Annotated in this window: 23 protein-coding genes and 1 riboswitch; of the genes, 7 read left to right on the forward strand and 16 right to left on the reverse strand. The window is 38.3% G+C overall.

Annotation, left to right across the window (positions count from 1 at the left end):
- Nucleotides 1-383: 383 nt before the first annotated feature.
- Together KHA93_RS16600 and KHA93_RS16605 are read right to left on the reverse strand one after the other, a co-directional pair.
- On the reverse strand, nt 384-2543 hold the full coding sequence (locus KHA93_RS16600) for an alkaline phosphatase PhoX (RefSeq protein WP_213111755.1): 2160 nt from the start codon (nt 2541-2543) through the stop codon (nt 384-386).
- A gap of 251 nt (nt 2544-2794) precedes the next feature.
- The gene (locus tag KHA93_RS16605; protein WP_213111756.1) at nt 2795-3412 is read right to left on the reverse strand and encodes an NUDIX hydrolase; all 618 of its coding nucleotides are present in this window, start codon (nt 3410-3412) and stop codon (nt 2795-2797) included.
- A 377-nt stretch (nt 3413-3789) separates the two neighbouring features.
- Between KHA93_RS16605 and KHA93_RS16610 the strand changes: the two genes are divergently transcribed.
- Nucleotides 3790-4239, forward strand: a complete 450-nt coding sequence (locus KHA93_RS16610) for an SRPBCC family protein (RefSeq protein ID WP_213111757.1) — start codon at nt 3790-3792, stop codon at nt 4237-4239.
- Nucleotides 4240-4551: 312 nt separating this feature from the next.
- Here KHA93_RS16610 and KHA93_RS16615 read toward each other — a convergent pair whose 3' ends face one another.
- The 7 genes from KHA93_RS16615 to KHA93_RS16640 form a co-directional block, all read right to left on the reverse strand.
- Complete coding sequence (locus tag KHA93_RS16615; protein ID WP_213111758.1) at nt 4552-5316, reverse strand: basic secretory protein-like protein; 765 nt, start codon at nt 5314-5316, stop codon at nt 4552-4554.
- Between the two features lie 535 nt (nt 5317-5851).
- The gene (locus tag KHA93_RS16620) at nt 5852-6331 is read right to left on the reverse strand and encodes a methylated-DNA--[protein]-cysteine S-methyltransferase (protein WP_213111759.1); all 480 of its coding nucleotides are present in this window, start codon (nt 6329-6331) and stop codon (nt 5852-5854) included.
- The gene (locus KHA93_RS16625; RefSeq protein ID WP_213111760.1) at nt 6315-7232 is read right to left on the reverse strand and encodes a DNA-3-methyladenine glycosylase family protein; all 918 of its coding nucleotides are present in this window, start codon (nt 7230-7232) and stop codon (nt 6315-6317) included. The genes KHA93_RS16620 and KHA93_RS16625 overlap by 17 nt, the downstream gene beginning before the upstream one ends.
- On the reverse strand, nt 7219-7791 hold the full coding sequence (locus tag KHA93_RS16630) for a bifunctional transcriptional activator/DNA repair enzyme AdaA (protein WP_213111761.1): 573 nt from the start codon (nt 7789-7791) through the stop codon (nt 7219-7221). Before KHA93_RS16630 ends, KHA93_RS16625 begins: the two co-directional genes overlap by 14 nt.
- Before the next feature lie 166 nt (nt 7792-7957).
- The gene (locus tag KHA93_RS23325) at nt 7958-8074 is read right to left on the reverse strand and encodes an isocitrate lyase/phosphoenolpyruvate mutase family protein (protein ID WP_233711202.1); all 117 of its coding nucleotides are present in this window, start codon (nt 8072-8074) and stop codon (nt 7958-7960) included.
- Nucleotides 8075-8207: 133 nt separating this feature from the next.
- Nucleotides 8208-9188, reverse strand: a complete 981-nt coding sequence (locus KHA93_RS16635) for a sensor domain-containing diguanylate cyclase (protein WP_213111762.1) — start codon at nt 9186-9188, stop codon at nt 8208-8210.
- A gap of 20 nt (nt 9189-9208) precedes the next feature.
- On the reverse strand, nt 9209-10009 hold the full coding sequence (locus tag KHA93_RS16640) for an alpha/beta fold hydrolase (protein WP_213111763.1): 801 nt from the start codon (nt 10007-10009) through the stop codon (nt 9209-9211).
- A gap of 380 nt (nt 10010-10389) precedes the next feature.
- Between KHA93_RS16640 and KHA93_RS16645 the strand changes: the two genes are divergently transcribed.
- The gene (locus tag KHA93_RS16645) at nt 10390-11328 is read left to right on the forward strand and encodes an SDR family NAD(P)-dependent oxidoreductase (protein WP_213111764.1); all 939 of its coding nucleotides are present in this window, start codon (nt 10390-10392) and stop codon (nt 11326-11328) included.
- Nucleotides 11329-11875: 547 nt separating this feature from the next.
- On the opposite strand, the gene KHA93_RS16650 is transcribed toward KHA93_RS16645, so the two are convergent.
- A complete protein-coding gene (locus KHA93_RS16650; protein WP_213111765.1) occupies nt 11876-12532 on the reverse strand; it encodes a GDSL-type esterase/lipase family protein in 657 nt (218 codons plus the stop codon).
- Between the two features lie 327 nt (nt 12533-12859).
- Here KHA93_RS16650 and KHA93_RS16655 point away from each other — a divergent pair, with 327 nt between their 5' ends.
- Nucleotides 12860-13963, forward strand: coding sequence for a lactonase family protein (locus KHA93_RS16655; RefSeq protein ID WP_213111766.1), 1104 nt, complete (start codon nt 12860-12862; stop codon nt 13961-13963).
- A 405-nt stretch (nt 13964-14368) separates the two neighbouring features.
- Nucleotides 14369-15718 carry a branched-chain amino acid transport system II carrier protein gene (gene brnQ / locus KHA93_RS16660; RefSeq protein ID WP_213111767.1) on the forward strand — a complete coding sequence of 450 codons (1350 nt, stop codon included), beginning with the start codon at nt 14369-14371 and terminating at the stop codon, nt 15716-15718.
- A 356-nt stretch (nt 15719-16074) separates the two neighbouring features.
- Here brnQ and KHA93_RS16665 read toward each other — a convergent pair whose 3' ends face one another.
- Nucleotides 16075-16629, reverse strand: a complete 555-nt coding sequence (locus KHA93_RS16665; protein ID WP_233711203.1) for a GNAT family N-acetyltransferase — start codon at nt 16627-16629, stop codon at nt 16075-16077.
- A gap of 210 nt (nt 16630-16839) precedes the next feature.
- A riboswitch (ZMP/ZTP riboswitch) is annotated at nt 16840-16922 on the forward strand.
- A gap of 48 nt (nt 16923-16970) precedes the next feature.
- On the opposite strand from KHA93_RS16665, the gene KHA93_RS16670 reads away from it, so the two are divergent.
- The 3 genes from KHA93_RS16670 (at nt 16971) to KHA93_RS16680 (ending at nt 18903) form a co-directional block, all read left to right on the forward strand.
- Nucleotides 16971-17567, forward strand: coding sequence for a DJ-1/PfpI family protein (locus KHA93_RS16670; protein WP_213111768.1), 597 nt, complete (start codon nt 16971-16973; stop codon nt 17565-17567).
- Nucleotides 17568-17600: 33 nt separating this feature from the next.
- Nucleotides 17601-18074: a GNAT family N-acetyltransferase gene (locus KHA93_RS16675; protein ID WP_233711204.1), complete on the forward strand. Its 474-nt coding sequence runs from the start codon at nt 17601-17603 to the stop codon at nt 18072-18074.
- A gap of 400 nt (nt 18075-18474) precedes the next feature.
- On the forward strand, nt 18475-18903 hold the full coding sequence (locus KHA93_RS16680; RefSeq protein WP_213111769.1) for a GNAT family N-acetyltransferase: 429 nt from the start codon (nt 18475-18477) through the stop codon (nt 18901-18903).
- 199 nt (nt 18904-19102) lie between these two features.
- Here KHA93_RS16680 and KHA93_RS16685 read toward each other — a convergent pair whose 3' ends face one another.
- The 5 genes from KHA93_RS16685 to KHA93_RS16700 all read right to left on the reverse strand — a co-directional run bounded on the left by KHA93_RS16685 (nt 19103) and on the right by KHA93_RS16700 (nt 24530).
- Nucleotides 19103-20650, reverse strand: a complete 1548-nt coding sequence (locus tag KHA93_RS16685; protein WP_213111770.1) for a serine hydrolase domain-containing protein — start codon at nt 20648-20650, stop codon at nt 19103-19105.
- Nucleotides 20651-20777: 127 nt separating this feature from the next.
- On the reverse strand, nt 20778-23018 hold the full coding sequence (locus KHA93_RS16690; RefSeq protein WP_213111771.1) for an MMPL family transporter: 2241 nt from the start codon (nt 23016-23018) through the stop codon (nt 20778-20780).
- Nucleotides 23019-23042: 24 nt separating this feature from the next.
- A complete protein-coding gene (locus tag KHA93_RS23580) occupies nt 23043-23171 on the reverse strand; it encodes a hypothetical protein (RefSeq protein WP_267917518.1) in 129 nt (42 codons plus the stop codon).
- 89 nt (nt 23172-23260) lie between these two features.
- On the reverse strand, nt 23261-23668 hold the full coding sequence (locus KHA93_RS16695; RefSeq protein ID WP_213111772.1) for a DUF6223 family protein: 408 nt from the start codon (nt 23666-23668) through the stop codon (nt 23261-23263).
- Between the two features lie 385 nt (nt 23669-24053).
- Complete coding sequence (locus KHA93_RS16700; RefSeq protein ID WP_213111773.1) at nt 24054-24530, reverse strand: DUF6220 domain-containing protein; 477 nt, start codon at nt 24528-24530, stop codon at nt 24054-24056.
- Nucleotides 24531-24908 lie beyond the last annotated feature (378 nt).

The raw sequence follows: 24908 nt of genomic DNA on the forward strand, positions 1-24908 counted from the left end.
ACTAGCCGCAACCTTAATTTACTGGCCGGTTTCTCTACTTTTCTGGCCATATCCTAGATTTACTGGCCAGTTGCTCAACTTTACTAGCCGTAGCCTTAATTTACTGGCCGGTTTCTCTACTTTTCTGGCCGTAACCTAAATTTACTAGCCAGTATCTCAACCTTACTAGCCATCCTACTCAGTTTACTTGCCGAATGCTCTATTAAAGCACAGCCGCAATGCCTAATCGAGATTACGTCCAATAATACTCAACCAAAAAAGGAACTTTGTTCTTTTCCATTTACGAAAGTTGATGATGAGATTAATGGTCATGATATATAGACCATATTAAAACGAATGAGGGCTGCCACAAAATATGGGAGCCCTTTTCATAAATGAACTTGTTATTTTTTCGGTGCAACTTTTATCACTTTTGATTTACTTTGGTTTCCAGCTTCGTCTTTAGCCACAATAGTCAGGCTTGTACCTGCTTTTTGGGCTTTCATTTCCACTGTGAATTTTCCTTTAGAATCTGCTTTTGCTTCTCCTAATAATGTATTGCCATTATAAATTTGTACAGTAGCATCTTTGTCAGTTTTACCAGTAACAGCTGTAGATTTTTCAGTTACTTTATTTACTGAAGGCTTTTTAGGTGCAGTGAAGTCTGGCATCATTGTAAAAGAAGGGAGGCCAGAGATGTATCCAATACCACCTGTTTTATTAATCCCGATTTGTTCATCTACTGCCTTCAGCAACTCATCTTTATTAACAGCTGTAATAGCTTTACCCTCTACTTCATCACCAGGATGTTGGAAGTTACTGAAGATATAAGAGAAGTTATTACTATTGTCTACAGCCGTTAATCCCGTTGCTTCCGCTCCGGCTGGAACAGATAAAATACGTTCTAATTCTTTTGTATCAACATTATAAGCCCAAACGTAGTTATTTGTGTGGCTACCACTATCTTCACCGATAAAAAGTGTTCTCATTGCTTCAGAATAACTTAGGTTATCTGGATTAGCTACTTTATTTACATTAGCTGTATTACCATAAGCATCAGCTTCAGGAAGATCTTCACCTACAATTAATCCGTGCATGGAAGGTGCTACATAAGAACTATGAATCACTTTTCCTTTGCTGTCCTTTTGACCTTTTATCAGATCTAATTCATACGTTACGCCAGCTTTGATTTTAGGTAATTGAATGTGATCTGCTGGATCATTTCCGGTAGAATCCTTTTCCATGCTCTTGCTTTGGTCAGAAATGGCAATATATAATTTACTATCTTTTTGATTTAACGTTACGCCTTCCATCTTGTTAAATTCAGTCGTTGCACCAAGCATAGCTGCGTAACGGCGTGTTTCAAGGAAAGCAGCTGCTTTTTCTTTACCTGGCTTTAATTTTAAATATTCTACTTTACCATATGAATATTGTTTAATTGCTGTAAAGCCTTTTGCAGGAACTTCTGAAGTTTCAAAAATATCCTTGAATGTTATGCCACTATTAATGATTTTCTCTACTTCTTTATCCGTTGCATGTCCCAGATTGATCCAATCTAAATCTCCAGCACCACCATTTTCAGTACCTGTTTGATTGAATTTAGCGGAGTATAATGTACCTGCAGATAAATCCTTTGCTTTATCTGCTACATACATAAATAATCCTGTATTTCCACCATCATCACCGAAATAAACAGTTTTATTATCTGGCATCACTTTCGCTAATTCATGAGAGAGGCGTCCAGTGCTGTAATGTTTTACGACCGAAGCATTCCCATTATGATCTACTGATATTTCTGGAGTGAATCCGTAAAAGTAAGGATTTGCTTTAGATTTATCGCCAAAATAAAATTGAGCAAATGTTTCTACTTGGCTTCTTGTTTTTGAGGTTGCATCTAAAAATTGACGAGCATCTGGCTCATACTCTTCTGAACCTAAATGTGTATTCCATGGCGATAAAGAGCCGTTACACGGGATCCATAGTCCATTTACTGCTGAAAAGTCAATTTTCTTAACTGATTTTTCTTCAAGCTCTCCTGTTTTTGGATCTTGAGTCAATTCAGTTAAAGACATGGAAGCAGGTACTAATCCATAAGCTGAATTCCCAGCAGCATCAACAGTTTGATATTCATAATGAGTAATCAAGTACAATTTACCGTTAATCGGATTCAACAGTGAGTTTGAATCAGGAGCATCTGATACAAAGTATTTATTATCCGGGCTACTTGGATCAACAATTGGCTTACCATTTACATCAATCGGTGTACCTGCAGGGATTTTTTCTCCATTGACGGTTGCTACTTTATCTTCTGACTTGAATAAAGATTTGTATGTCAATGGGAATGTTTGTACTTTTCCATTTGTGTATTTTACTGTAACGGATGCAGTTGTATACGTTTTTACCATTTCATCAATCGTAGATGGTGCTTGCATTCCATTAAATTTAACAGATTCAATTTTAAAATTATCCTTAGCAGCCACTTCTGCCGGTGATAACGCTGGAACTGTAATAGCTAGAGCAAGTGCTAAAGTCGCTCCTGTTTTCACAAGTTTTTTATTAATCATTTAATAAATCCTCCTTGTAAATTTATGTACTACAGTTCCATTAAACACAATAAATTTTAATTCCATATTAATCTTTCGTAATGATTTAGTTTTTTTATTATTACAAGTATTACAGACGATTTTTTACAACATTTTAGTCCTACTTATTAAAACGCACAAAAGAAAGAGCAGAATGATAAGTTTGAATTCATCATTCTGCTCTTTCTTGAATAAGTATTTTATTTAGATTTCTATATAAAAAGAAACCTCACTTATTTTATCATCTCGATAAAATGTCTTAATATCCTAGCTGTTATCCCCCAGATGGTATACTTCTCATATTCAAAAAACCATTCTTCCAATGAACGAGCCCTCCATTGATACTGGGTACCGTTCATTATTTTTTCAAAAGGAAAGTCTGCTGAAGGTGTAGGTTGAAAGGAAACTAAATGCATATACGGCTCATAGTCCAATAACCATTTAACTGGTACTGTAAATACCTCTTCCACTTCTTCTTTGTTGTAGGAATGAATGATTTGATCGTAATCAACGATCCCTATAAATGGGTAGATAACAAATGAAGGAGAAGCAATATAAGGACTTAATTGCCCTAAAACAGTAACTGTTTTGGAATCGACACCTAATTCTTCATATGTTTCTCGTAAAGCTGCTGCCAATGGGGATGGATCAGTCGAGTCGATTCTACCACCAGGAAAACAAATATCACCCGGCTGTTTTCTCATAGTCGCTGAACGTACTTCAAAAAGGACATGCCATTCTTTATCTACTTGGACTAATGGAATCAAAACGGCTGAACGAAAGGCGGTTTCCTCTCCTATAAATAGGGAATTATTTTGATTTAACTGTTCTTTTAGTTTATCTAGGAACATACAATATCCCTCATCTCAATGTTCTATATTCTTATTATCGTATCACTAGGAGATTGATAGGAGAATATCAGAATGCGATTTATTGATTGAAATGTAGACAAAGTTTGTGACTTTTTAAAATCGCTCTAAAAGTAATTATCCATAAAATAACAGCCCGATTCATTATGTATCCGACTGTTTCATTGCTATATGTCCAAACCTCTCTTACGAATAATACATTGCTCCTTTTAAGCTGTAACCAACTGTCCCACCAAAATCAACGGAATAGATTGCCCTTTGATAACCTCAACATTAAACATCCTTAAGGGACAAATCCCCTTTTAATGGAACGAACATATAATTAATTAAATGTCTTCATATAGAAAGAAGGAAATGGTATGCCAAGCGGAATGCATCAAGTTGAGGTGGATTTACCAATTCATAAGGTTTGGGATTTTGTTAAGAACATGGATAACTGGGCGCCACTTATTTCAGGATATATTCAACATCGGAAATTTACGAATCGCCAGTCCCTCTGGGAATTTTATAGTGATATTGGAATTATAAAGAAAAAGATTAGTCTAATGGTTACGATAAAAGAATGGATCGAACCGACAAAGGTTACTTTTGATCTAAAGGGGGAAAGTGGAAAACTTTCAGGCGGGGGATATTACCTAGCAGAAGCAATCGGTAAAAATAAAACGAGGATAACCGGCTTTCTAGACATCACTGCAAGCGGCGTAATGGTACGAATGGTTAATGAGGTATTAAAATCTTATCTTCCAAAAGTGACGGGAGAAATGGTTACAGCTATCGCCGTAAAATTGGAGGAGCTTAATCGAATATAAAGAGAAGCATCAAAAATATGGTTCCATGGGGATGTAAGAGGCAAAAGTAGACACTGAGATGTAATTTCAGTGTCTACAATTCTCTAAAATGTACTACTTACTATTTTTCATTTTAAATCTGGCGTCATTTCTAATTTATCGGCTTTATAGTAAGTTAATACATTTTTACTAACTTTATGATCAGGTTAGAATTAGCAGGAAAATCAGGCCCGTTTAGGTTCTATGTCCAATAGCATGTCCAGTGCTCAATTAATATAATAATCTAATTGTGTCGGAATCTATTAACCTTCTTTTTGTGGGTGTTGACCACTGTCACTTGTCGTTTTTTATTTTATATTTTACCTTTACGTCTGGATTTTCTTTGTATTCTTGCCATAGTTCATCAATGGACTTTCCAGTTAATGTTTTAAAAGAATTTAAATCATACGTATTTTGTTGGAGTTGAGCATTTAATTCATCAACAATCCTCTTATTTTTATGCTGTTCTAGCCATAATAGAAAACGAGCCGTAACCCGGTATCCACTATTATAGTTGTCTGTGTCTTTTACTTCCTCTGGTAATATCCACCTTCCATCATGAGGGCCATAGGCATAACGAATATAATCTGATATCCCTTCGACTAACCACCAGTTGGAATTATCATAGCGAGGATATGCCTGAGCGATATGAGATAATTCATGCGTAAACAGCGCAATATCATATGGGCGAGAGACTATGTAATCGACACCTACAACAATCGTACCGTTACTTGCATAAGCCACGCCATCATAGGTTGGATCAAATTTCAATATGACCTTTGTGGGCGCACTTTTCCGATCAGCCGAAAAATCCTTTACCAGCTTTGGAAACATTTTAAAATAAAGCTCCACAAAATCCGGAATAATCGTTTGAAGACTAGGATTATTAGAATCGGCAATTACTTCTAATTGATAACCCCTTTTTTCATAAAGCTTGCTGTCAAGCTGTTGTATTGTAGATGCAGGAGCACTATCTTCTGCAGATGCATGTTGCACCGCTGTGAAACTACTAAATACCAAACTTGCACATAGGAAACTAGCTGCTATTTTCCTTTTCATTTCCTCACTCCTCGATTTTTTTTATAAAAGATTGACAGTGGCTGTTTGCGCTTACAATTTTCTTATACTAAACACCTCTCTTCTACATTAAAAGGTAAAAGCTCGTGGTATTTTGAATTGATAGTTTAATAGTATTTCGAATTCCATTTATTGTAAATAGGCCAATTGGTTGCTTATCTTCAAGTCTTTTATTCCTATTTTCACAATAAATGTGGATGAAAAAAGAAGGGAAAATGAGATTTAAAACCAAAAAAGGAATGCACTTTAATAAAAAATGCATCCCTTCCTTCATATTCTCGAGAATAAAGCACTATTGCTTTCTACTCACTAAAGTTCAAAAGAATTGATGGAAGTAGGCATACTCCCCTCTCCTGCAATTGGTATTAGTGTTTTTAGAAAAAATATTTTGAAATTGTTCGCAGGTCAATGAGTTGTTCTTTGACGCTTTTACTAAAAATAACTTTGTGCATACTTGTGGTACGATTCACCGTAACGTATCAAAATGAGATCATTTAGCGTTCTACCTTCTTCCTTTTTACTTCTGACAAGATCTCTCATGTTGAAGCAGCCATTCTTTTCTCCACAGACCTCCTGCATATCCGGTTAATTTTCCATTGGAACCAATTACTCTGTGACAAGGAATGACAATGCTTAACTTGTTTTTCCCATTTGCACTTCCTACCGCTCTGATTGCTTTTTCATTCCTAATGGAAACGGCAATATCCTTATAAGACCCAGTTTTTGCATAGGGAATTTCTATTAAAGCTCCCCACACCGTTTTCTGAAAGTCTGTCCCTTCAAATTGATATGGGAATGTAAATTCATGGCGATCGCCTTTAAAATATTCGTCAAGTTGGTTATAGCATTCTGCTAAAACAGGAGGAGTTTCAGGTTGTAAAAAATGCACTTTTTTATTCTCTTCAGAGAACAGAATAGAAATAATCGCTTCTTGGGTACCGATTATTTCTATCACTCCAATCGGCGATTCATAATCTAATTTATATATTTTTGTCATATAAGGACCTCCATAGATAAAAAGTAGCATATGCCTGCCAACCTTCCCAATTTGCTGCTAATTCTTCAATTTCTTCTATAGTCGGTTTTCTCTCAATTCCTAATACATTCTTTAATGCATTATGAAGGCCGACATCCGCAATTGGGAAGGAAGAGGTATAGTGTAAACATTTCATCATCACATAATCTGCCGTCCATGCTCCAATACCTCTTATCGACATCAATGATTTTTGTACCTGATGATAATCTTGTTTCTGAAGCAATAATTCTTTTGTTAATTCGCCATTTATCATGGCTTTAGCAATGCCAATTATATATTCTGCCTTCCTAACAGTAAATTGAAGTTTCCTTAAATCCTCCATTTCTATTGATGCAATTTTTTCAAATGAGGGAAATAACCAAAATGTTTCCCCTTCGAAAATTAGACATTCTCCAAATTGTTCTACAAAGCGTTTTTTTAAAGTGTAAGCAAAGGTTAAATTAATTTGCTGTCCGATAATTGCCCATACTAGCGCTTCAAATAAATCCGGAATGCACAAAATCCGTAAGCCATAATATTTATGTGCGAGTTTCTTTAAAACTTTATCTTTACTAGCCACTTGATAAAATCCCTCTAAATCCTGATTCAAATCAAACCATTCCCAAATATATTCTGCCACTATTTTGCGAAAGTGATTTGATGGGGGGCTTACTGGAAATTCAACCTTTATGGAATCATTGAAAAAACCTATTTTACATAAAATCAAAGATTCTTTAACCTTTATTAGTTTATATACAGACCCCTCTTTAATTTGATAAAGCACTTCCTGGTCTGATCTGCCTAAAAAAATTAAACACTCTTCAAAATTAAATTCCTTAGGAGGATAAATTTCCAAATATGATTCATGATCAATCCAATCCATTTTGGAATTCCTTTCGATATTCACTAGGTGAACAGTTTTTTAAGTTACGAAAAACCTTGTAAAAATTGGAAGGACTCTGAAATCCCACCTCATAGCAGATCTCAAGATTCGTCAAGGTTGAGCATTTAAGAAGGTGGGTTGCTTTATCGATGCGTATTTTTTCTAAATAAGAACGCGGGGTCTCAGAGGTTTCTTGTTTAAATAAGCGTTCTAAATAAAATGGACTTAAACCTACTTGATTTGCTATATCTGTTAATATCAACTTTTGTTTATAATGATTGACTAGGAACGTAATGACATTTCTGACAAGACCAACATGAGGAGAATGCTCTACTTCTGGCTGACATCTTTTGCAAGCACGAAAACCAGCTTTTTCAACTTCATTGATGTCATGGTAAAATTCTACATTCGTTTTTTTGGGCTTCCTTGATCTACAGGAAGGACGACAGTAGATTTTAGTTGTTTTCACTGCCGTAAAAAATAGGCCATCATATTTACGATCACAAGCTATTATCTTTTCCCACATTTCTTCAAACGAAAGATTGATATTTGTCACCATCGTACCTCACTGTCCTTTCTACATGAGTCCTCGTATAAATGAGCAGTATCCATACACTTTATTAAGTGTGCAGCATTTTTTTCTAAAAATGCTATTATTTTGTCAGATAAGGCATTTCCAAAACTAAAACATTTAACGCCTAATTCTTTTAGCTTATTACATTTTATTAGACTTGATAAAGATAAACACTTAATGGAGCGCTAATATTCATTATAATTTCTTTAATATCATCGTCTTCGATCCAACCAGGAACAAAAATCCCGCTAGCAACTGTTGGACCCATTTTATCAAGTAATCGACCTCCATTTCGTCCTCATTCTTGCTCTTATGGTCTGCCTACTTAGAGAACAAAAAAAGTGAAGCTAAATGGCGCTCCACTTTTAAAGTCTACTTCACTATAAATTTGCTTCATTTTTTTAAGACAACTCTCTAAAATGCGTGGCTCGATTTCGACCCATTTCTTTGGAAGCATAGAGAGCTTGATCTGCATTTTTCATGATCGATTCTTCTGTATCATTCTTAGTAAATGTCGCTGCTCCAATACTTATTGTTAAACTTCCAGTCTCTTTCCATTCAGCTATTTCAACCTGATGATTCATATTCTGAGCAATTGCTATTGCTTCTTCCACATCAGTATTCGGAAGAATAATTGTAAATTCTTCACCACCGAATCGTGCAGGAATATCTTTAGGTCGCGCCTGATTTTTCAGGATATTAGCTAATTTCGCAAGGACAATATCACCAATTTGATGCCCATATGTATCATTCACTTTTTTGAAATGGTCAATATCAATCATAAGCAGAGAGAACGTCTTTTGTTCTTTGCGGTACCATTCAATCTGCTCTTCTAGCTTTTCTTGAAAGAATCTTCTGTTAGGAATGCCTGTGAGCTTATCTGTATTTGAAATTTTAACTAATCCTGAATTAATTTCCATTAATTCAATCTGTTTCTTCTCTATTTCAAGATAGATTTGTTCTAGTTTTGCAAAAGCTAGATCCTTTTTTATGTAGGCCTCTTCCAATTGTTTTTTAGTCGTACGTAATTCTAATTCATAATCAATTCGCTTTTTCATTTGAACCAAAACACAGTCAATTATTTCAATACTACCTTGCTCTATACGTCTTGCATTCATCAAATAAGGAACGGATTCACCATTTTGGTTTCTAAGATTAATGAATAGCTCTTCTACATACCCATGTAAATTAATATTCGGATAAAAATAAGAATGAAAAACCAGCTTATTTCCCGTCGTCAATAACGATTCAAAATGCTTTCCTACTAGATTCTCTTGCTTGCAGCCCATCCACTCAAGAAAGGTTTTATTGACCTCAATCATATAGCCATTACGGTCAATCGATAAAAACCCACAAGGTGCCTCTCTTAATCTTTCATCCATCATTAATCCCCTTTGATAAACTAATTCATTAGATAATCTATTATAATCTTAGATGTTTCTAAAGGTTGACTAATATGCGGATAATGACCTCTTGCATCTATGATTTGAAGCGTACTATTTTGTAAATGCTTATTTAAATATTCTCCTACTTCTATTGGAACAATGCTATCCTTCGAGCATTGAATAATAAGTGTAGGTACCTTTACTAATGGTAAACTCGAACGATAATCCGAAAAGAATGTTACCTCTGCAAATTCCTTTGCTACACGAGAATCCGTCGTGACAAAGCTACTCTCCAGTTCTTTCGTTAGCTTAGAATCCTTAGATTGGTCCATAGCTAAAGGCGCCAAATAGCTTGCCCATCCTGCAAAATTCATCTCCATCATCGCAAGTAATTCTTTAATATCACTTTGTTCAAACCCACCAACATATCCGTCTGTATCATTTAAATAACAAGGCGAAGGCGCAATCATTATTAGCTTATCGAAGTAATCCGGTCGCTCAATTGCAGCAAGCATACCAATCATTGAACTAATCGAATGGCCAATAAATAGTATATGTTGAAGATCCATTCCTTCAATTATATCTAGAACATCCTGCTTATAACCATGAAGAGTGCTATACTTTTCAGATTGGTACGCGGTGATGTCTGAATTTCCTGACCCTACATAGTCAAATAAAATAATTCGATAGCTCTCTGCCAATTTAGGAGCGATATATTGCCACATGCTCTGATCACAACCAAATCCATGCGCAAAAATAATTGTTTGCTCTCCCTCTCCCATTACCTTCACATTGTTACGTTTCATCACATCATTCATGACAAATGCTTCCTTTCCTATGTACATTAAATTTATTGTGAACGAATACACTATATATTTCTAGTGAAATTTACCTTTTCATTTCTACTTAACGTATGTTATGTATTACTCAATTAATAAAACTACAGCCCAGCCAAATTAGCTAGAATGTTTCACTCATACTAACGTATTTAAGTAGTTTTTTAAGTGATCAACCATTTAGAATTCTCCGTCGACTAAACATTGTTTCGTTCCAAGTTTCGACATCTTTCCCTTTTATTTAATGGTAATATTTTCATATTACATATTGCCTATTAATCTATTTTTTGATTTTATATTTAAGAAGCTAGTGAGTTGTTGTTATCAAGACAGAAATGATTGATTTAAACAGGAGGTTTCTGATGAAAGAAAAAATTGTTATGATTACGGGGGCAAATTCCGGGATTGGTAAAGCAGCATCCCTTAAATTTGCAACAGAAGGCTACCGTGTTATCATGGCTTGTCGCAATATGAAAATTAGTACAGCGGCACAAAAAGACATTATCGGAATTACAAAAAATAAAAAAGTAGATCTGATGGAGCTTGATGTTTCTTCTTTTGATTCGATTCGTACATTTTGCACGGCTTTTAAATCCAAATACCCGCGATTGGACATCCTGATACATAACGCAGCCTACTTAAATCACGGTGAAAAAGAATATAAACTTAGTCCCGATAATATCGAATTGTCATTCGCTACTAATACAATTGGTCCTTTTTTAATGACTCGTTTATTGGTAGAACATCTCGCAAAATCACCAGACCCAAGAATCCTTAATGCTTGTACAACAAACATTAAAAATTTCTTCGACCCGAAAAGGGAGATCGAGTTCGACAATTTGCGTGGAGAACTGAAGGACAAGCGGCCATATAGCACTTACAAGATGTATGGAGACTCGAAAATGGCGTTATTGATCCTAACCTTTAAAATGGCTGAAGAATTAAAAAGCATGGGGATCAAAGTCAATGCCCTTATGATCAACCGCGTAAAACTATCAAAAGAGACAATCGAAAAAATGAATTCCATTTGGAAAGTATTTGCACGGTTACAAAACCTCACTAATCCTTTGCCATCGGGCATGGCCGATAATTATTTTCATATTTGTACTTCGGATGAATTTAAGAATGTTACTGGCCAGCTTATCAATCATAAGAGAGAGATTGTTAATCCATCAACAACCGAAGTAGGCTTTACACAATTGAAGAACATATTCGGTTCAAGTAGCTATCCTAAATACGCAACAAATCCTCAAAATGTCGAACAAATATGGAGCTTGTGCACCACACTCACCGAAGACTAAGACTTCAAATATACACTATCAAAATGATTAACCTTTACTACACTCTTGGTCTAAATAAAGCTTTCAGCGAAAAAATGAAAACTCCCGTCCTTATTATAGGGCAGGAGCTTTTTTGTAACTTCAACATCTATTTTTACATGATAATAGCCAATACATGACTACAAGAAAGTGGTGGTTATGTTTAGAAGAAATTAGATACGAATGAAGCTTATTTTTTGTGGAGGGAAAAGAGTCGTTATCATTCGGAAACACAATCAATTTTTTCCAATTGATATAAAGAAAACAGGACTAACTAATCAAATTAAACAGATTATTCCAAAAACTCTCCCGTATATTTCAGTTTATCAAAATTTAGGCTGTGACAATCAATATATAACTGACCTAAACCTTCTTTACCACTTTAATGGACATCCAAAGAACAGCTATTAAAAAGAGGATAAAAGCAAGAGACTACCAAGTTATCACCAGAAAAAGGCTGGTAGGACTGTGTTGCTAAAAAAGGACCCTCCTGCCCGCTCAGAATACCATGCTTGCTCAAAACGTCTTTCTAACTCCCCCTCTGACCAATCTCCAATGGGGAATATCCTAGCCTACTAATAGCTAATGCCATTTGATAATACCCCTTACTATTTGGGTGAATACCTCCATGCGATAATAAAACCTTTTCTTTCCTTTTAAAAATACTATAAATATCAGCAACTTTAACATTCTTCTCTGAACTGAAACTTTGGATCATGGAATTATACTCTTTAATCCCCGCTTCTGCTATCGGAATATCGGGAAACGGATTGTATAAATTCGTTAGCCGTATCATGTAATGTTCCTGTTTGTCTAGACGGTGAAGTCTTTCTAATATTTTTACATAGTGATCCCTTGATTGTTGAATAGCTTGAGCCACACTCTTATCGTTTTTATTTGTTAAAAACCTTTTAGCTGCATTTATTAAGTCATCCCCTCCCGCTGTAATCGTAATGATATCCGCATGCTTAACAGCTTCCATCACATTCGGCGAATGAAGCATTGCTAAGACATCCTTTGTTGTTGCCCCTGACCTTGCATATTTTTGATAAGAGATATACCTTTTTAACATTTGCTGACTTAAACCTCTGAAATATTCAACAAATCCAGGGTCCAAAAACGGAACACCAATACCTATAGTGAGGGAATCGCCTATCGCCAGATAACGTAAAGGATTGCAGTCCATATTCCACCTCCATTAACTGATTATTCCTATCATATTCACATGTCTAAAATGTGTATTCCTTTTCATCTAGTAGGTATATTGATTGCATTCGTCACACGATTTGAAAGTGATAGGACTAAAAAAAGAACTTGATAGTGGTATGAAAAATTTCATCCTATATCATCAAGTTCATTTCCTCTTATATGGGGCACTTTTTGTGTTCTTAAAAGTTTTTTCGATATTTGATTGCTGATGAGATTTTTACTTATATTTTAGTGGATTCGACAAAACGGAGAATTGAACCTGCAAAAGAACCATATAAAATTATGAAAGGAGGAGAGTCATAAAATGCAAAATGAGTATTATCGTGCGAGTGTTAGTATGGTCTATATTATGACTAATAATGAAGTAATGAATCAAATCATTGCCTTTTCTAGGGACACGAATGGAATGCTTAATTTTGCGGGTTCTTATCCAACTTATGGTAGAGGTACTGGTACAAGGGAAGTCTCCACGGCAACGGCAAACGATGGCGTCGATCCCCTTACATCACAAGGATCCCTAACTTTGTCTCGTGATGGACGTTTTTTGCTTGCAGTAAACGCAGGAGACAATAGTATCAGCAGCTTTATTATTACTGACAGCGGTGCACCCGTTCTCGCGGATGTGAAGCCATCAGGAGGTGCTCAGCCCAATACAGTAGATGTGTTTGGTAATCTTGTCTATGTTGCTAATGTAGGGAATGTGGCTAACAATTTCGCCTCCAATATCACTGGATTTCGCATAGATCATAACGGTCTCCTTACTCCTATTCCCGGGTCCACCCACTCTCTTAGTACTTTTAATGCCCAACCGGCGCAGGTTCTCTTTACTCCCGATGGCAGAAAAATCCTTGTATCCGAACTTACATCAAACCATCTCAGTGTATTCCAAGTAAATAAAAATGGGACGGTTAGAGAACCGATTGTTAATGATTCTTATGGTCAAGGACCATTGGGCGCTCATTTTCTATCCACGGGAATCCTTTTAGTTACAGAAGCAGGTTCAAACGCGTTGTCATCTTATTCATTTAGAACCGACGGGATTCTTCGTGTGATTAGCGGTTCTGTTCCAGACGGATATAAAACCGCTTGCTGGGTGATAACAACGAGAGATGAACGTTTTGCATACGTTACCAACACCTTAAGCGGCACTATCTCCACCTACCAAATCGCTCCCAATGGAGTACTATCGGTGGTAAGGCATATTACCAGTACACCGACAGGTACAGCACCAGGTCTCCCGATAGATGTTGGGGTGAGTAAAGATGGAAGGCATTTTTACACACTTAATGGAAATCAGGGTACTGTCTCGGTATTTTCTATTCAAGATGATGGTAGTCTAGTAAGATTGCAGGTCGCTTCATGGACTAACATTCCTTACTTTGGGTCACAAGGTTTAGCTGTTCTTTGATTCTAATGGGTCTTCTATAATATGTGGAATAGAAAAATACAGGAGTTGCTAACAAACTAATGGTTTTTGTGATAGAAAACATAATTACCTACAGATTGTTAAATTATATAAGGAATAAAAACTAAAGATCCTAAGATATGCATTACTTGCGTATTTTAGCTTTTTTTCATTCATAAAAGATACTGCCATTTACAGCATTTTTCAATTGCTATGAACAAGAAGATAGAAAAAAAAACTGGGTATGATTCAATAAATTTGGAAAAAAAAGGACCATACAATTATCTAAAAATTTTGTCTCTAGAGGTTGTTTTTTTGATAATTTGGTAGTAGCATAGATTTCACTGAAATATTCCATACAGAATATGAATTACTATACTTTATGCATCTAAGAAGGGAACAGATAGGATGAACGAAAAATTACCATTTTCAAAATATACTGCAATTGGAGTTATGTTGTTTGCCTTATTCTTTGGTGCAGGAAACTTAATATTCCCAGCACAATTAGGGCAAAACGCTGGTTCAAATCTTTGGCTTTCTGTAGCGGGATTTTTAATAACTGGCGTTGGTTTACCATTGCTTGGGATTTTGGCGATGGGCTTTTCCGGAAGCCGTAACTTGCAAGAGCTTGCGAGCAGAGTGAATCCAACGTATGCCATCTTTTTCACCTGTCTTCTATATTTAACGATTGGTCCATTTTTTGCCTCACCTCGGACAGGCACTGTGGCATATGAAGTGGGAATCGCACCGTTTGTAAGTGAAGGATTTCAGCAAGGTGGATTACTCATTTTTACATTTCTATTTTTCGCTGCTACACTTTGGTTTTCTCTTAACCCGGCAAAGATCGTTGATAACGTTGGGAAAATATTGGCACCGGGCATCGTGATTCTCCTCGCTATTCTATTATTTATGGTTGTCACTAAGCCAATGGGTGTTATTCAGGCTCCCGTAGGGGGATATGCAAACGGGGCCTTTGTAAAAGGTTTTTTAGACGGATATAACACGATGGATGCACTTGCTTCCCTTGTATTTGGTATTATTGTCATCAATTCAGTTCGTGCACTCGGTATCACATCAAAAAGAGGGGTTCTAGGAGCAACTGTAAAATCGGGTCTCATTGCCATATCTATACTCGGAGCCATTTACATTGGAATTGCGTATATGGGAGCAACGAGCACAGAAAGCCTTGGAATTACTGAGAACGGCGGGCCCGTACTAAGCAGCGCTGCATCTTATTACTTTGGAGAAATTGGACTAGTCTTACTGGCGGTTCTGATCATACTTGCATGCTTAACGACAGCAATTGGATTAACAACAGCATGTGCTGAATATTTTCAAACACTATTCCCGAGATTCAGCTATAAGTCATTAGTCATATTTTTTGTTACACTATCATTCATCTTTGCTAACTTTGGATTAACGAACATTATTACATTCTCCGTCCCTGTTCTCATGTTCCTTTATCCACTTGCAATTGTATTAATGATTTTGACCTTTCTATCACCATTATTTAATCACAAACGGATTGTATATGTATTAACAATTGCTATTACGTTTTTGATTAGTATCTTTGATGGGTTGAAATCACTATGCCAATCATTAGAAATTGATTATTTTGGTTGGATGGTGCCGGTCGTTTCCTTCTATGAAAATACATTACCGCTATACAACAAAGGACTTGGATGGCTACTGCCTGCCTTGGTTGTGATTATCATTACGGCTGTGGTGAGTCGTTTGCAAAGAACATCTAAAGACTAGACACAATACGGAAACGAGTGTAGGGGCTAATTATTAGTAAATTTAGCCCTTACACATGTTAACATTGATAGTCCGAAAAATGGGTCAGGCACCCATTTAAGCTATATCCGTTATATGGACATAAATATTCTCTGATCAAACCAGTTTGATTTGCCACTAATCCGTTACATTCAGAAAGGCACCTTCTTATTCAAGAATGGCGCCTTTTTCTTGAATAGACACAATCCATTTTATCTCATTTGAGTATATACTTTTAAAGTCACAATTTTGCAGACCTCTTAGGTCCAGTCGTGTTAACTAAACGTAAATGCTTATTTTCAGCTAAAAAGACATCCAATTTCTCCGTAATCTAATATTCACTTTTCACTAACTGGCAACATCCAGTCATTAATTCGTATGAAACAGCCTTTGGGGTATTCAAAATCATACTCACCAATAAACGAGAAACCTAGCTTGCGACAAATAGCATTAGAAGCGGGATTATTGATTTTAGGGAAAGCATGAATGAAACTGCGCTTCTTTTCAGAATTGATATAAGCGATGGCTTTTGCTGTTGCTTCTGTCGCTATTCCTCTACCTTGATATGCTGTTAAAACACACCAACCTATCTCATAAACCGATTCTTCTTGCCAAATCGTATCCCAATAGCCTACACTACCTACGGGTTCAAGCTGCGGAAGCAAAAGAATCTTAAACATACGCCCAGTTCCTTTTCCTGTGATCTCACAATACCGCTTATGACGAGATAGGACTTTTTCCTCGGTCTCTGGTCCTCCAAAGTGTAATGTCATCTCAGGCGTATTTAGAAGATGGAGCAAATCAAGATCACCTTCAGCCCAAGGTTCAATCCTTACTTCTGGTGCATTCCTTTGTTCTGAAATGTCACTCACCCCTCTGTCTTGTATTCCCAACTGATTTAGGTAGTCGAATAATTATCGGAAAATATTCTATATTCCCAATATAATTGAACAAATATTCATAAACAAGTTTTTATTGAACTTTAGCTTGAGTAAGGATTCCCCATGATTTCTATGGAATAACAATTAATACGATGATGATAATGAGTTCAAATAACACGTTGTAATTTTCAGATAAATTTGATATAAAGGGATTAGGAATTTATCGGTATGTGTTACTGGCGTAAACGTGGAGTACCACGAGGGAGCACATATTATCATATTAGCCGTACGCCTGGGCAAAGTATTTGGTCTCAAAACCAGATACTTTTTATTATTTTTGGGGAGATGATCGTATGGAGGAAGTACGGCAACCAAGAAATGTAGCGATCTTGATTTTTGACAATGTAGAGGTTTTAGATTTTACAGGACCGTTTGAAGTATTTATTACCGGAAGCAACCGGGGGAAAGACTTCAAAGTCTACACAGTAGCTGAACACGACCGCCCTATCATTGCATTAGGGAATCTCAGCATCAACCCAACGTATACCATTTATAACTGTCCTAATCCTGATATTTTAATCATACCCGGAGGATGGGGCTCCAGAAAAGAAATGCAGAACGAAATCATCACGAAATGGATTCGCGAAGTTTCAAATGACGTTGAACTTCTCCTCTCTGTTTGTACGGGAGCCTTAATTTTAGCGAAAGCAAATTTGCTGGATGGATTGAAACTTACGACAAATCGCCTTGCTATTAACGAACTGAAGGAAATTGCTCCAGAAACAGCGGAAATAATAGAGAACGCTCGTTATATTGACAATGGAAAAATAATACTTTCTGCTGGTGTATCTGCTGGAATTGATATGTCTCTATACGTGGTGAGTAAGTTATTAGGAGAAGAACGAGCGAAAAATACAGCTACGCTAATGGAGTATGATTGGAAGGTTTGACCCTTTAATAGTCTATGTAAGGAGAGTGGTTGTTTGATTCGCCTATTGACGAAGGATGACCAAAATCAAGTGGAAAATATGATGGCTGGTCACCCCCTCCAGTTCCCTAAGTTCATCATAGAACAATACCCTAAACGTTGGAATGACTTTTTGGTTAATCAAGATGATAAACATAGTTGTTACTTTGTAGCATTAACGGACAATAGCGAAATTGTCGGTCATGCCGGCTATATGTATAACGTTGAAGTTGGTCTTTTTGAAATAGTCGGAGTGGTTGCTTCAAATAAAGTTCAACGACAGGGATTAGGAAAATCTTTAATCAATACTATTTGCAATAGATTGGTTGAGTTGGGAGAAAAACAAGTAATTCTTTATACATTAGGACATGTTGGAAATGAAGGCACTCTAACTTTCTATCGTAATATTGGCTTTGAAATGACTAGCTTCGAGAAAGATTTCTTTCAAAACGACTATTCAAGGGTTACTTTTATGAAGTCGTTAAAATAGGTGATTCAACTAATATGTAATAGGACCACTCGCCTTAAGCATGTTTAGCGAAGCGATTGGATTAACAATCATTAGTACATTGTCAGTTCAAGTTTTCATGCTCCTTTATCACTGTTGTTGCGAGTCTATTTCAAGGACAATCTAGGGTTTAGACACTACACACGATTTCAGGTGGGTATTTTCTCAATAAGTATGAATCGTATTATAGCTAATAATAATATTATTGATTTTCAATAATCGAGCGCAATTCTTGAAGAGGAATTGTGCCTTTTTTAATAAATAGGGCTATATATTTGAAGAAGGAATTATAGATACGGTGCAGTATAGTATAAGAAATAGAGAAAGAAGAAGTACTTTTTTAAAAAAAATTAGTAAAATAACATCCAGAGGAGAAATGATAATGAATTTACATATTACCAAAGAGTTAAATAATGATGACAAAAAACACATAGATAATGAACTTTTTAAATATAATTTAGCACATTTCCCAGAAGATTTAAGAGGTAGATATGAGGAAATAAGCCTGTATCTTCGTGACGAAAACAGTAATGTTCGTGGTGCTATAATAGGAGCAGTGTGTTGGAACTGGCTGGAGATTTATAGCTTAATTGTAGACGAAGAAATCCGAAAATTTGGATTTGGAACTAAACTATTATTAGAAATAGAAAAAATGGCTCAAGATAGACAATGTGATTTCATAAAAGTAGATACTTTGAGTTTTCAAGCTTTAGGCTTTTATGAAAAACATGGATATAAAGTGTTTGGATCTATTGATAATGTTGGTCGTCATTTTAAGCATTATTATTTAAAAAAGGATTTAAATGTTTAATTTTGATATAAAGTAACAAATGTTTTTTCACTAAATATGCTAATAGAAGCTTTAGTTATTCAACAAAACAAGTCGGATTTCCTTAGTATACGGAATTTCCGGCCTGTTTGATCTAATTTTCGCTTAGCGTCCGTTTTTCACATTTTGTAAGAGGGGCTCCCATTATAAAGTGAAATCTCCTTCTATTTTCCAACTTATCTCAAAATTTCATCTCTGATGTTCTTTCATGCCTAATCGACCGAACCAACCGAATAATTCCCATGGTTCCCTTCAGTGTCATAAGTACAGTCATCACCATCAGCCAAACGTATACGTCCGGCTGAAAGATTGTTGCAATATGCCATAACGGTACAATTTGAGTCGTATTCAACAACAGGATAATAAACAGACCTGCAAAATCCAGTACAATTCTTGATATAACTTTAATAGATATATCAGTGTGGCCAGAATTGTCAGGATTCAACGGTCCAAGGCAGCGTTTCGCAGTTCGGGCGGTCGTATATAATAGCCATGCGCTGAATATGAGTATTAATCCATTTACAAGCCAGTATTTCTGCGAAATGCTTAGACCAGATCCTCCAATCGGTTTCTCATTCAGTAAGTTTATAACCCCGGAGGCTATGTGGGTAGTCGTAATGACGTGTGTATCGGGCCATTCGGCATCGATCGCGTCAAGTACGTTTGCGAACACGATAACTCCCAGTTGTTGTTCTGGAACCATAAAAGTTTGGGCTTGGAAGCCTAACGAGCCACCCGGCGAACCGATAACCTGTAAACCGTTAATATAATCTGTCGACCAACCCATGCCGTACGTTAGCGGAACAGGTTCTGTCTGCATTAGTCGTATGTTTTCCGAAGAGAGCACGGATTCTTCTTCAAATCGGCCGCCGTTCATTTGGGCAATCAAGTAATGGCTCATGTCCTTCGCATTGGTGTAGTGGTAGCCTGCTGGCGCATCCCCTGGAATATAAACATAGGGGCCATCGTAGGCAACGTTATATCCAAAGATCCGACGGTGGGGAGTAGCCAGTCCGTGTTCAGCTGCTTCATCGAGCGTAACGAAACTGTTATGCATAGATAGAGGGCTGAAAATATGCTCTTTCACATAGTCGCCATAGGACTGGCCGGATACTTGTTGCACGATATAGCCAAGCAGTACATAGTTTGCGTTCGAATACCTGTAAGTGTGTTCGATTTTGTTGGTTTGCGTTAAAAACTTTTCCGCATAAGACAATGCGTTTTTCTCTATAGCTTCTTGATATTGAACATTGATACTTGTCAACGTGTTGTCAAAAGTCGAGATTTGGGAGAATCCGCTTGTTTGGTTAAGTAACTGACGTACAGTAATGAACTCTGCACCTTTATACTTGGTGGGGAGATAGCGCTGTATAGGCGCATCTAAGTCAATTTTTCCTGATTCGGCAAGTTGCAGAACGGCAATAGCAGTAATCGACTTGCCGATTGATCCTAATCCGAAAGGTGTTTCAGGTGTTACAGGACGACCCGATGAATCGGCTTGACCATACCCCTTAAGGTAAAGAATGCGATCCCCCTGTATAATCCCGAGAGCCAGCCCGGGAAGACGTTGTCGTTTCATTTCACGAGCAATATACGCATCCACTTCGGAGAAAACTGAAGCTTCATATTGCTCTTTTTTCCTGCTTTCATCACTACGCGCTGAACTGAACAGGGGGAAGATGAACAGACCACAGAAGATTATTGCTATAATCCTTATTCTCATTTTCATTCCACCCCCCTATTAATTTTCACTGTAAACTATCCTAGGATTGTTCAGATTTTGTAGTACATATTCCCATGAACGAATAATGTTAAACTCATGCATTAGTCATGTTTATAATCCTTTGAAAATCCTATCAATTGGCCTCGAATTGCTTTTCAATAGATGTTAATTCAGTACCTAAACCGGAGTTTCGGCGCCCGGGCCAAAAAGCCCATCTACCGAGGAGCAGAGTAATGGCCGGTACGAGGAAAGGACGCACAACGAACGTATCCAGCAAAATCCCGAGCGCGACAATAACTCCCATTTGCAACATCAACTGAACCGGCATCGTGATCAAAACGGCGAACGTACCAGCAAGAATGAGGCCTGCCGATGTAATGACGGATCCCGTCTCCCCCACGCCTTCCAAGACTGCTTGTTTCAACGGCATGTGCTTGCTTTTTTGCCATATGGAAGATATCACGAAAATGTTGTAATCCTCGCCTAGTGCGATCAAAAATACAAACGAGTAAAGCGGAATAGTACCTTGAATCACGTCCATGCCTAGGAAGTGGTGCAAGACGATCCACCCTAATCCCAGCGCCGACAAATACGAGAGTAATACGGTTAGAATAAGGTAAGTTGCAGCAATCAAAGAACGCAGATACACGACTAGGAGAGTTGCGATCATGAGAATGATTAGCGGCAAAATGATGCTCATATCTCGTATGTTTGTTTCTTTCGTGTCATATTGCTCCGCTGTCACTCCAGAAATCCATACATGCTTCGCCGCATTCGCGTCGCCCAATTGATTCAGCTTATTTTTAACCGTTTGGCGAAGTTCCGGAATGAGATTCATCGCTTCCGTCGAATAAGGATTCAGGTTAAGACGTACGTCATACGCCAGGATTGCAGGGTTCATATTCCCTGCCTGTGGCTCTGATACTTGTGTCACATAAGGAAGCGAGGCCAAAGTCTGTGCGACGTCCCGATCCTTGCCGCCGGTATCCACGATTACTTTAACAGGGGCGAGTTCGCCTGGCGAGAACTGCTCTCCGATGACGGAGAATCCTTCGATGGATGCCATCGTTTTTGGGAACATGGCCAGCTTATCAAACGTGAACTTAACCTGAGTTGAGAATACGGCAAATCCGCCAAGCACCAAGCAGGTCAGGACTATAATGAGCCAAGGCCGACGTACGACAAGAGTACCGATAATATTGCGCGAAGGCATGTTTGAAGTCGGGGCCGATTGTCCCTTGCGCTTGGCTCGTTCAGCCAGCATACCCGGCGTCCTCGGAATAAACGGCCAGAACGAAGCGCGCCCCATAATGGCGAGCAAAGCAGGAACAAGCGTCAAGCTGGCCAGGACCATAATGAAGATGGAAATCCCAAACGGTGCGGCGAGTAGTCGGAACGAACCGTACTCTGCAACAATCATCGTAAGGAGCGAGAGAATGACGGTTAAACCGCTAATCGCGATAGCACCGGACGATCCGGTAATGGCACCGCGAAGTGCCTTGCCCTTGTCCGGTTCGGTCTTGAGCAGTTGACGGAACCGGTAAATGAGGAACAAGCAATAATCCGTACCTGCGCCGAACAATAATACCGTCATGATATTGGTTCCTTGCTTTTCTACCGTTATCATGCCGCTGTGCACCATCCAACCCAAAATCGGACTGATGACGGAGTAAGCGATGCCTACGGCAACCAGCGGGAGCATAGCCAGAATCGGCGAGCGGTAAATGAGCAACAGCAGCACGAGCACAAGTAGTACGGTACCGAAGAGCAACGTTTTGTCGGCCTGACCGAATACTCCGGTTGCGTCGATCTGTATGCCGACTGGACCGGTAACTCTTGCGTTCAAGTCAGCCGGAGAATCGATGGCGACGGCGAACGGATCTGAACCGAATATGTCGGTTGCTTCTTCTTTCGCTTGATCCACACCTTCCTTCCACTCATTCGATTGCTCGCTTTTACTGAAGAATACTGGCGAGACGATGGTGCTGCCGTCATCCGACAGCTTCGTTTTCAAAGCTTGAAGCGACATTTGATGCAATGGCGGTACGGATGTCTGATACGGTACGGGATGCGTCGATAATCTTTCGGTAAATTGTTGGATGCGCTGCAGGTCGGTATCGGTCAGTCCTCCTTGACGGTGCCACACGAATAGGGCAAGAGCATCTTCCGCATTCGGATATTCTTTCAAAACCAATTCGCTTGCTTGCACGGATGGCCTGGCGTCAGTCAATGGGGGAGCATTATTCACAACTTCTTTGCTAATGGGAGGTGCCAGCGTGTTTAACAGCCCTGCAGCGACTAACCAAATAAGCAAAATAACCCATCTGGTTATTGGGCCTGACACCCATTTATCGATTCCAATTCTATTCTTCATGCCTATTCTCCTTTTTTAGCAACATCAAATGCTATTTTGCCAATTATGAGGATTTCGTCCAAAAGACGTCGTTACCCAAAACATGATCATGGCGATTACAGGAGTTTTCCAAGCTCTCTTGAAGCTTGATACAATTCGTTTTTTTATTTTCATTCCCTTACCTTCTCAAAACTATAACTGACCCTGCACCCACCGGGACATGCCCAAGGACAGGAGCCACATCATCGGACACCATGATCGGGTCAGCCTACGCGTCGGCGGGAGCGGCGTAGAGTTAGCCCAGCGAGGATCATGCTTGTAAGCCCAAACATTATTGCAAAGTAAGCCCCGACTCGCCCGTCACCGGTGCCAGGACCACCAGGGAATATGGTCACATGCACCCCAGCATAGGCTATAACGAGCAGTCCCACCACCATAGACACGATGGCACCACGTCGCCCGCTGCCGATACCGAAACGACCAGCAGAACGGGCCAGAGATATCCCAGCGAGGATCGCACTGACCAACCCCACAACCGCATCCATCGTGACCCAGAGTCGCCCGGTGGTTAATTTGTATCCAATATTACCATTGGTCACTTCAGCGGAGGCTAAAGTTGGCACAAGTAGAAAAGCACAAAGTAATACGAATGAAACTAGCTTCATTTTCATTTGTTAATTCCTCCTTTTTGTTGTTTTTGCAAATCAACAGATTTTAGGGTTGTATAAGAAAAACTAAAGCGAGCAATCACTTCTTGTTCTTCAAGGTAATGTTCTTTCCATCATTTGCTTGATAGCTCGAAGAGTTCGATAGGATTACGGTGCTGGGTCATCTAGTTTCTTGGAAAAATAATGAAGAGAACTAGGATACCGGACATTCCATATAGAACAATTACAATGATTCGAAACCAATGAGTTCTATTCTCATAATCATGCACAAGCAGATACTGCGATACTCCAGACGCGATAAGGAATAGAAAGACCAATAGATATACTGATAAATTAGGGTGGCATCTCTACTATCCATCCATGTTGAAGATTGTGATTAAAACTCAATTTAACTGCTTTGCTCCGCAGATTCATGCTTTTTTTCTTTTTTGAGGGCATCGGTCTTCCGTGCGAGGGACACAGTTCCAAAAAACAACATCAGAGCGAGTACCGGATGAAGAGCAGATAAATATCCAATCCCTGACGGTAATTTGGCGCTTACCGCTATCAAAATGATGATGCCCAACAAACCTGCACTACGGAGTCGTAGAGAAAGCGGCAGCCGTGCGATGAAAGAAATCACAAGTATCAGGATTGAAACAATGATCAGTAATCTGGCAAAGCCTGTATGGCTGGCCCATTGGGCAGGATCCCAAAACAGTGCGAGACCGGCAAGAAACACCTGGATCAAAATACAAATCGCAAATATCCTTACCACTGCATTAAATACTAAACGCGCTTTAACTACTAGCGGTGAAACATTGGTTATTTCTACCGCGTGATCCCCGACTTCAGGTTCAGTGCGGTTTACGGATAAGTTACTCATCTTTATAAACCTCGCTTTCGTTAAAATAAGATCTGTCAGGTTTTCTATCTGAGATCGTTCAATCGCTTGCTCAACTTCAGAATCTTTGTCGTTAAATAGGCTCTTTTGCTAACGCAACGATCTCGTTATTTTCAGGAGGCACAACCTGCTTGAGTCCCAGGCTCAATCTGTTAATCAATTCATTCGATTCTTTTTTAAGTGCTTTTAGTTACCCCGAAGTGAATTGCTCCATCTTCTTCCTCATCTTTGACTACTGCTCCGGTGTGCATATTCCCATGAGTTCATTCATTTTTTCATTTCAAGCTTTCAATTGCGTTGCTCTACACTTTATATCCGATGTCTTCTATAGCTTCTTTAATATGAACTAGTGCACTCTCA

This window comes from Lederbergia citrisecunda, assembly GCF_018343695.1.
GTDB classification, from domain to species: domain Bacteria; phylum Bacillota; class Bacilli; order Bacillales; family Bacillaceae_C; genus Lederbergia; species Lederbergia citrisecunda.

Bases quoted from the DNA above. Each gene is read 5' to 3' on its own strand.
- KHA93_RS16600 (WP_213111755.1), bottom strand. From the start codon at position 2,543: ATGATTAATAAAAAACTTGTGAAAACAGGAGCGACTTTAGCACTTGCT.
- KHA93_RS16605 (WP_213111756.1), bottom strand. From the start codon at position 3,412: ATGTTCCTAGATAAACTAAAAGAACAGTTAAATCAAAATAATTCCCTA.
- KHA93_RS16610 (WP_213111757.1), top strand. From the start codon at position 3,790: ATGCCAAGCGGAATGCATCAAGTTGAGGTGGATTTACCAATTCATAAG.
- KHA93_RS16615 (WP_213111758.1), bottom strand. From the start codon at position 5,316: ATGAAAAGGAAAATAGCAGCTAGTTTCCTATGTGCAAGTTTGGTATTT.
- KHA93_RS16620 (WP_213111759.1), bottom strand. From the start codon at position 6,331: ATGACAAAAATATATAAATTAGATTATGAATCGCCGATTGGAGTGATA.
- KHA93_RS16625 (WP_213111760.1), bottom strand. From the start codon at position 7,232: ATGGATTGGATTGATCATGAATCATATTTGGAAATTTATCCTCCTAAG.
- KHA93_RS16630 (WP_213111761.1), bottom strand. From the start codon at position 7,791: ATGGTGACAAATATCAATCTTTCGTTTGAAGAAATGTGGGAAAAGATA.
- KHA93_RS23325 (WP_233711202.1), bottom strand. From the start codon at position 8,074: ATGGGTCCAACAGTTGCTAGCGGGATTTTTGTTCCTGGTTGGATCGAA.
- KHA93_RS16635 (WP_213111762.1), bottom strand. From the start codon at position 9,188: ATGGATGAAAGATTAAGAGAGGCACCTTGTGGGTTTTTATCGATTGAC.
- KHA93_RS16640 (WP_213111763.1), bottom strand. From the start codon at position 10,009: ATGAATGATGTGATGAAACGTAACAATGTGAAGGTAATGGGAGAGGGA.
- KHA93_RS16645 (WP_213111764.1), top strand. From the start codon at position 10,390: ATGAAAGAAAAAATTGTTATGATTACGGGGGCAAATTCCGGGATTGGT.
- KHA93_RS16650 (WP_213111765.1), bottom strand. From the start codon at position 12,532: ATGGACTGCAATCCTTTACGTTATCTGGCGATAGGCGATTCCCTCACT.
- KHA93_RS16655 (WP_213111766.1), top strand. From the start codon at position 12,860: ATGCAAAATGAGTATTATCGTGCGAGTGTTAGTATGGTCTATATTATG.
- brnQ (WP_213111767.1), top strand. From the start codon at position 14,369: ATGAACGAAAAATTACCATTTTCAAAATATACTGCAATTGGAGTTATG.
- KHA93_RS16670 (WP_213111768.1), top strand. From the start codon at position 16,971: ATGGAGGAAGTACGGCAACCAAGAAATGTAGCGATCTTGATTTTTGAC.
- KHA93_RS16680 (WP_213111769.1), top strand. From the start codon at position 18,475: ATGAATTTACATATTACCAAAGAGTTAAATAATGATGACAAAAAACAC.
- KHA93_RS16685 (WP_213111770.1), bottom strand. From the start codon at position 20,650: ATGAAAATGAGAATAAGGATTATAGCAATAATCTTCTGTGGTCTGTTC.
- KHA93_RS16690 (WP_213111771.1), bottom strand. From the start codon at position 23,018: ATGAAGAATAGAATTGGAATCGATAAATGGGTGTCAGGCCCAATAACC.
- KHA93_RS23580 (WP_267917518.1), bottom strand. From the start codon at position 23,171: ATGAAAATAAAAAAACGAATTGTATCAAGCTTCAAGAGAGCTTGGAAA.
- KHA93_RS16695 (WP_213111772.1), bottom strand. From the start codon at position 23,668: ATGAAAATGAAGCTAGTTTCATTCGTATTACTTTGTGCTTTTCTACTT.
- KHA93_RS16700 (WP_213111773.1), bottom strand. From the start codon at position 24,530: ATGAGTAACTTATCCGTAAACCGCACTGAACCTGAAGTCGGGGATCAC.